5 protein-coding genes are annotated in these 7,444 nt (G+C 38.4%); all 5 read right to left on the reverse strand.

The genetic code is table 11. The features are described from left to right. Positions 1 to 24: 24 nt before the first annotated feature. Positions 25 to 1,470, reverse strand: a complete 1,446-nt coding sequence (locus tag AB5754_RS12370) for a glycoside-pentoside-hexuronide (GPH):cation symporter (RefSeq protein WP_368251114.1) — start codon at positions 1,468 to 1,470, stop codon at positions 25 to 27. Between the two features lie 116 nt (positions 1,471 to 1,586). Next, positions 1,587 to 3,002, reverse strand: coding sequence for a glucuronate isomerase (gene uxaC / locus AB5754_RS12375; protein ID WP_368251115.1), 1,416 nt, complete (start codon positions 3,000 to 3,002; stop codon positions 1,587 to 1,589). 17 nt (positions 3,003 to 3,019) lie between these two features. After that, entirely contained in the window at positions 3,020 to 4,438 is a 1,419-nt protein-coding gene (locus AB5754_RS12380) for a tagaturonate reductase (RefSeq protein WP_368251116.1), read from the reverse strand. Positions 4,439 to 4,729: 291 nt separating this feature from the next. Further along, positions 4,730 to 5,746 (reverse strand): LacI family DNA-binding transcriptional regulator, encoded by a 1,017-nt coding sequence (locus tag AB5754_RS12385; protein WP_368251117.1) that lies wholly within the window; start codon positions 5,744 to 5,746, stop codon positions 4,730 to 4,732. A 692-nt stretch (positions 5,747 to 6,438) separates the two neighbouring features. Then, positions 6,439 to 7,444: transposase (locus AB5754_RS12390; RefSeq protein ID WP_368259628.1), on the reverse strand; the 1,006-nt coding region annotated here is incomplete at its 5' end.

A 7,444-nucleotide genomic window follows, 5' to 3' on the forward strand; every position in this document is an offset into this window, starting at 1 on the left:
ATCTTGCAATACCCCTCTAGTATTTTATTCTTCGCTGCTACTTTCACCAATGATTCCATTTTCCCAGCGTCCATTAGAAAGGTCATCTGCAATCTTACGGTATTTATCATCTGATAATCCATATAAGAAGAAAATGATGACGGCTGCCATTGCCAAGGCAAAGGCTGGATAAAGGGTCATAGCGCCTTTAATCCCAGTTAATGTAGCGGCAGATTGATGGGCATTGGCAATATAGCCAGTTAACCCTAAGATACCTGCGGAAATAATTGCCGCCAAAGATTGCGCTAGTTTTCTTGAGAAATTAAATGCGGCATAAGTAATTCCTTCTTTTCGAATTCCCGTGTGCCATTCACCATAGTCGATGACATCGGAAACAAAAGCCCAAGTAATCCCATTTGGAATTGCTAAAGCAACATAACCAATCGTTACTAAAATAATGAAGGTCACTACATTTGTTGGCAAAATGAAATTCAGTCCATTAGCAACGGCACCAACAATAAAAGAAACGATTACGGTTTGCTTTTTACCAAAACGTTTTACTAATGTTGGGATTAAAAGGATCGCTACAACTGATGCCCCCATCATAATACCATTCACAACGGGTTGTAATGAGATATCCCCTAAATTATATTGACAGAAATAAATCATCATGGTGTTGTTTGTATTCATTGCAGAGATCGTAAATAAAGTAAGTAAAATCATGGCTCCTAGAGGTTTGTTAGTGAACACCACTTTGACATAATCTTTTAGACCTTCACGTTTGGCATTTTGACTTCTTTGAACTTTAATATGTTCTTTTGTGCCAAAATAGCAGACAGCAAAACCAAGAACACCTGCCAAAGCCATGACAGCTGCAGCAATCGTATAGCCATGAGCTGTGACTTGTCCATTGTGATGAGAAAACATCATCACAATGGGAATGAAAGCTACCCCAGTAATCAATTGGGCTCCCAAAGATCCCGCTTGACGAGTAGTCGCCAACTCTGCCCGGTCTTCCACATTCCGTGTCATAACGGAAGCCAGTGAACCATAAGGAACGTTTGTGAAACTATAAACAACGCCCCATGCCATATAAGTAAATAAAGCATAGGCTATTTTCCCTTTCATGGAAATATCAGGCATGGTAAAGGTGATTACTGTTAATACCGCCAACACACAGGCCGATGCCATCATCACTGGGCGGAATTTCCCTCGATGGCTAATATTTTTGCGACCATCCACAAATGAACCTGCTAAAGGATCCATAAAAGCATCAAAAATCTTTGTTACAGCAAAGATTGTCCCCACCATAGCGGGAGCAATCATGGCTACATCGGTGAAGAATTTGGTTAAGTAGGCTTGTCCCAAATCAAACATAAAACCGTTACCAAAATCGCCAAAACCATAGGCAATCTTTTCTTTCCAAGACAGTCTACCAGTACTCGCTTTCGGCTCAGAGAGATTGGTATTTTTCGCTACATTTGTTTCCATAAATGTTCCTCCTGAATCATAAGATAATTATTTCACATGATTATTAAAAAGAAAGACAAGACAAATGAAAAATATGCTTATTTGTCTTGTCTAATACTGTTCCAGCATTTGGTCAACTAGTTTAAAAATTTAAAGTAATCAGCTGCATTGTTGAAACTAATGTCTTGTACCATTTGACCTAATCGTTTTTCGTCATTCGGAATTTGACCACGTTCGACCATTTCACCTAATAATTCACAGAGCACACGACGGAAATATTCATGACGAGGATAGCTTAGAAAACTCCGGGAATCTGTTAACATGCCGATAAAGTTGCCTAGCAAGCTTTGTTCCATTAACATTTGCAATTGTTTCCGCATACCTGATCTTGTATCGTTGAACCACCAAGCTGTCCCAAATTGGATTTTTTGTTTCACGCCTCCTTGGAAGCAACCCATGACCGTCAATAATTGCATCCAATCATTTTGATTCAATGAATAAATAATCGTCCGAGGCAATTCTCCTTGCTGAGTTCCAGCATCGAGTAATTTACCTAGTGCAATTGCGACCCGTTCATCATTGATTGCATCAAAGCCGGTATCCGGTCCCATTTCCCCAAAGGTAGCTGTGTTCAAATCACGCAACGCATGCATATGATATTGCATCGTCCAATCATGATCGCTGTAGACTTTAATTAACGCAACCAATAAAGCAGAACGATATTGGGCAATTTCTTTTTCCGTCAAAGCTACTTTTTTGCGGGCTTTGACTAAAATTGCGTCTAATTCTTCTGTAGTAGCATCTTCGTAAGTCACGATATCCATGGCGTGATCACAGATATTGCCACCATGAGCTTCAAAGTATTCCACGCGTTTTTCTAAAGCCGCAACGACATCAGCAAAATGATTGATAGCTACACCGCTAACTTCTGCCAATTGATCCATATAATCAGCGAAGGTATCTTTTTGGATATTCAATGCTTTGTCTGGTCGGAATCCTGGAATGACTTTAAAGCCATTTTCTGCTTCTTGTTCCTTTAATAGTTCATGGTAATGCAAATCATCGATGGGATCATCAGTGGTTGATAAGGCTTTGACATTCATATTGCGAATCAGATTTTTCCGTGAAAATTCCTTTTGCACGATTTTTTCGTTGGCTTCCGCCCAAATTTTTGGCGCTGTTTCAGTCGTTAGCACTTCTTCGATACCAAAGAAACGACGTAGTTCTAAATGGCACCATTCAAAGATTGGATTCCCATAGGCTTTTTCCAAAACTCCAGCAAAGGCCAAGAATTTTTCATAGGGATCGCCATCTCCGGTAACCAATTCTTCTGGCACGCCATTGGCCCGCATCAAACGCCATTTGTAATGATCACCAAAATGATTGCCTTCAGTCAGCCAAGCTTCGGTGATATTATTGAAGTTTTTATCTTCATAGATTTCTTTAGGATTTAAATGGCAATGGTAGTCAATGATTGGCATTTCTTTCGCGTAATCATTGAATAATTTTTTCGCTGTATCAGTCGTTAATAAAAAATCTTGATCTAAGAACATTTTTTCCGCTTCCCATCTTATGAATTTGCATTAATTTCTTGCACCAAACTGCGAGACCCTTTGGCTAAAATTGTTTCCACATCTTGTCGTACTTCTTGAACCAATTCAGGATATTTCGTTAAATCTTCATCCCAAAAAGTCGTGTCACTTAAGACAGCTGCTACATAGTCTTCAGCGTTTTTCAAGGCTTTGAATTCCTCGATTACATCCTCTCCGTCAATTGGTTGTGCCGTGATTCCGTCAAAATTGCCGTAGATAACGAATAGAGCAGCTAGTGCAGCTGTCATCCGGCGAGGAACTTGATTCGTTTGTTCAATATTTTGGATGACCCCAGGTAATAAACGAGTCTTGTATTTAGAAATACTGTTTAAAGCGATGGAGGTTAATTCATGGCGAACAAATGGATTAGAAAATCGTTCTTTAATTGCTTCGCTGTAAAAGGCTAACTCATCTTTCGGCAGATCAATCATTGGAGAAATTTCTTGATACATTTCGTCATGAATAAATTTGCCAAAATCTGGATCTTCCATGACATCTCTCACAGTTTCCACACCAGCCAGTAAACCTAATGGTGTCATGGTAGTATGAGGCCCATTTAGCAAACGGACTTTCCGTTCGCGATAGGGTTGCATATTATCCGTAATAATCACATTCAAACCAGCTTCTTTAAGTGGTAGGACGTTAGCCAACTCTTGACTTCCTTCAATCACAAAGAGTAAGAAGGCCTCTGCTTTTACCAACATATTGTCTTCATAGCCAATTCGTTCAAAGACTTCTTCTTTGTTCTCATGAGGGAAACCTGGAACAATCCGGTCAACCAAAGTGGAATAAAAATGATTGTCAGTTTCAAGCCATTGTTTAAACTCTGTCCCTAAATCCCATAAATCGGCATATTGTAAGATGATTTCTTTCAACTTATCGCCATTGTGGTTAATTAATTCACAAGGAATAATATGAAAACCTTTTTTGCCTAGCTCAAATCTCTTATACAGCAATTGAGTCAATTTACCGGGATAAGACTGGGCCGGTTGCGCATCTTTTTTATCATTTTCATCATAGCTAATACCAGCTTCAGTCGTATTCGAGAAAATCACTTCAATCGAATCTTCCTCCGCTAATGCTAAATACTCAGCAAAATCTTCATAAGGATTGACGGTGCTGTTAATTGCTGTGATGATTTCATTACTTTGAACTTTCTGACCTTCCAACAATCCTTCTAAAACGACCGTATACAGATCATTTTGAGCATCCAAGTTTTTGGTCATGCCCTGTTTGATAGGTTGAACAATTGCTACCCCGCCATTAAAAAGATTTTGGTTATTCATTTGTTGGATTTGCCAATCAACGAATGCCCGTAAAAAATTACCTTCCCCAAATTGAATGACTTTTGTTGGCAAAGCCTTTTTTTCAACGTTTAAATCTGTAATTTTTTTCATAAGAACCTCCTTGATATCGTTTGTTAACGTGAACATTATTTGCAAAAAAAATAATTCCTAGAGCGACTCAGAATATGTTTGTTTTTTTGTTAACGTTAACACTTACAGGAAGAAGCTTATCACCGAACGATTGTGAAATCAATAACTTTTTATAATTTTATTATTAAAAAAACTAGTACAATTTTTTATAATTGTACTAGTCTTAAACAGCAAATTGCGCTATTATTCAGCTTTCTTCTATAACAGAACTAACCTATCATTGTATACTATTTCACTTTCAAAAAAACAAAATTATTTTTGCTTTTTTACAGACTCACGGATAACCAACTGACTATCGATTTTATATTTGTACTCATTAAGCGATTTGCCCTTCATCAATTGCAGTAAAATTTCCATCGCTTTTTTCGCCATTTCCTTATAAGGCTTATGGACAGTTGTTAATCCTGGACTGATATATTGGGCATAGCTAGTATCATCAAAGCCTACGATTGAAAGGTCTTGGGGCACGCGGATATTAAGGTCATGACAGGCTTTGATTGCCCCAATTGCCATATCATCATTCCCGCAAAATATTACGTTGGGCAAAATTTCATTGCGCTGAATAATTTCCTTCATTGCCTGATAACCGCTGGGAATATTGTACATGCCGTCTTCTACTGCCGTATTGACGATTGCAATCCCCGCTCGTTGACAATCCTCCACAAACTCACGATGCCGTTTTTGAGTGGAATAAAAGCCTGGGTACCCTTTGATAGTCCCAGCCGTTTTAATCTTTTGCGCAACTAAATAGTCCACAAGTTCTCTGATCCCTTGGCTTTCATTGGTGGAAACATTGTAAACCTCTTTTTTCTCCACGTAACGATTCATCACCACAACCGGAATTTTAAGCTCCTGCAAAGATTCAATAAAAGGATCATCTTTTTCAGACTGGGTAGCAACGATGATTCCGTCAAAGCGTCCTAAAATCGACTGAATCACATAGTTTTTATCTGTGGTTCCACTGAGTTGTTCCACACTGTTAACCGATAACAAATAATTTTGCGGTAATAGTTGATAAATTTGACTCACTAAATCCCCTAAAAATACTTCAGAAGTTCCTTCCATGGAGGAAAAAAACAATCCCACCGAAAAATTGCGGTTCATTACTAGACTCTTCGCATTGTAATTCGGAATATAGTTCAATTTTTGTGCAATGGCCAAAACTCTTTCACGGGTTTCAGGCTTGATACTACTCCCTGGCTGAAAAGCTCTCGAGACCGTCATATGTGAAACATTCGCTGCTTTTGCAACATCCTTACTTGTTACCATGTCATCAATTCCTATTCCTTTTATGTTTCCCAATCAAAACGATAAAGACTTTCATTGTACAGACTAAAAACTAGTCCCTAAATACTTGAAAATCACTGACAGTATACCATAAATCCCAAAGATTCAGATGGAGAAAAATAGAAATGCACGTGTATAATTCTTTTCACCTTTTTTGGATATCCCCATTTTAAATTGAGCTAACACTAATACCTCTGATTTAAAAAAATAAGTAATCTGAGATTTATTTTGAATACCCAATTTTAGATAAATCATTAAATAAATACAGCGTGAGTTTTCCCTTGACTAATCGTAGGAAGTGCGTTTGTGACGTCATCTGATCGGTGATTGTGTACAAATACAGATAGGCACGCTATTGGACAGTAGTTTGACTTTCAGGAGACACCTCGGAAGTCAAAGATTGATCGTACCAATATGAATTGTTTGAAGATTGGTTGGTTCTAGCTTTTGATTCGATTCAGCCATTGCCAGATATTCGTGATCTTTTATTTCGATGAGCAGTGCGAACAGTCGGTGCATAGCTCTAGGGCTATGACTGTTCGCATAAATTGTCATGAATTCTTTCACCATTTGTAGACTTATGATATCCACATATTTTTTGGTTTGTTCCTGAATTTAGTCATTTTTTCGTCCCCTCCTTGATGGATAATTTTAAAAATCTATAGCCAAATTATTCAGTTTTTCTGGCTAATATTTTTCTGGCAACAACATAATCTGATGTGTCGGGAAATTTGCGGGTTTAATCGGGCGTACAGTTCAATTTCTTTTTCTTCTGTGTATTCAATATTTTCTTTTCCGGAATATGCGCGGTCACCAAGAACCGCTTTTACTTCAACCCCATTATCTTCAGACTTTTCAATGAGTTCTTGTAGAAAAGGCCCATCACCTTTTTCGCCACTGGTAATAACGGCAGCTGTAATGATTCGTTCATCAGTCATCGCAATGTGCGTTTTAAATCCAAGAAATGAAGTATCTGCCGTTTTGTGCCCAGTACGCGCATCATCATCGAAGGACTCTGCGGAAGCCTCATTGATACCATCAAGTTTTTCTTTCAACATATTCATTGCTTCCGATACAGCAGGGATAACAGCGTAGGGTTGTTTTTCAATCGTCTTGATCACTTCTTGTGTATAGACTTTTTCCGTGTCCAAATCGTTGAATGTTGGTTTAGCGGGAAGTTTAGCTTTCAGATTTTCATCCAAGCCATAAGCCACTTTTCGAAGATTCTTAGAATAATTCCGTAAAATATCCACTGGGGATTTTTTATTGAACCGTGATACTGTATGGGTGGCATCAACGATGATTGTCTCACTCTTGAGGACGTTATGATCGATCGCTATGCGAACTGATTTAGCAATAAGCAGATCTAGCAAATTTTTATCTTTCAAACGTTGCCGGCGAAACTTAGTCAATAAAGAAGAATCGATCACACCATCTTCTGGTGACATGCCAAGAAAGAATTTGAAAGCCATGTCTGTTTTTGTTCTGTTTATCAAGTCGCAATCAGACATTTTATAAATCACCTTCAGGAGAAGAAATTTAAACATGCGAATTGGGTCAACGGCATTTCGACCATTCACCAGACAATACCTATCTTCTAGCTCTTGATAAATGAATTCAAAGTCAACTAGTTCCAGCATCAACCGTAGTTCGTGATCTGCTGGAATCAGCATGTCATAC

Origin of the sequence: Enterococcus sp. 2201sp1_2201st1_C11_2201SCRN_220225 (assembly GCF_040925905.1) — a bacterium.
GTDB lineage: Bacteria > Bacillota > Bacilli > Lactobacillales > Enterococcaceae > Enterococcus_C > Enterococcus_C asini_A.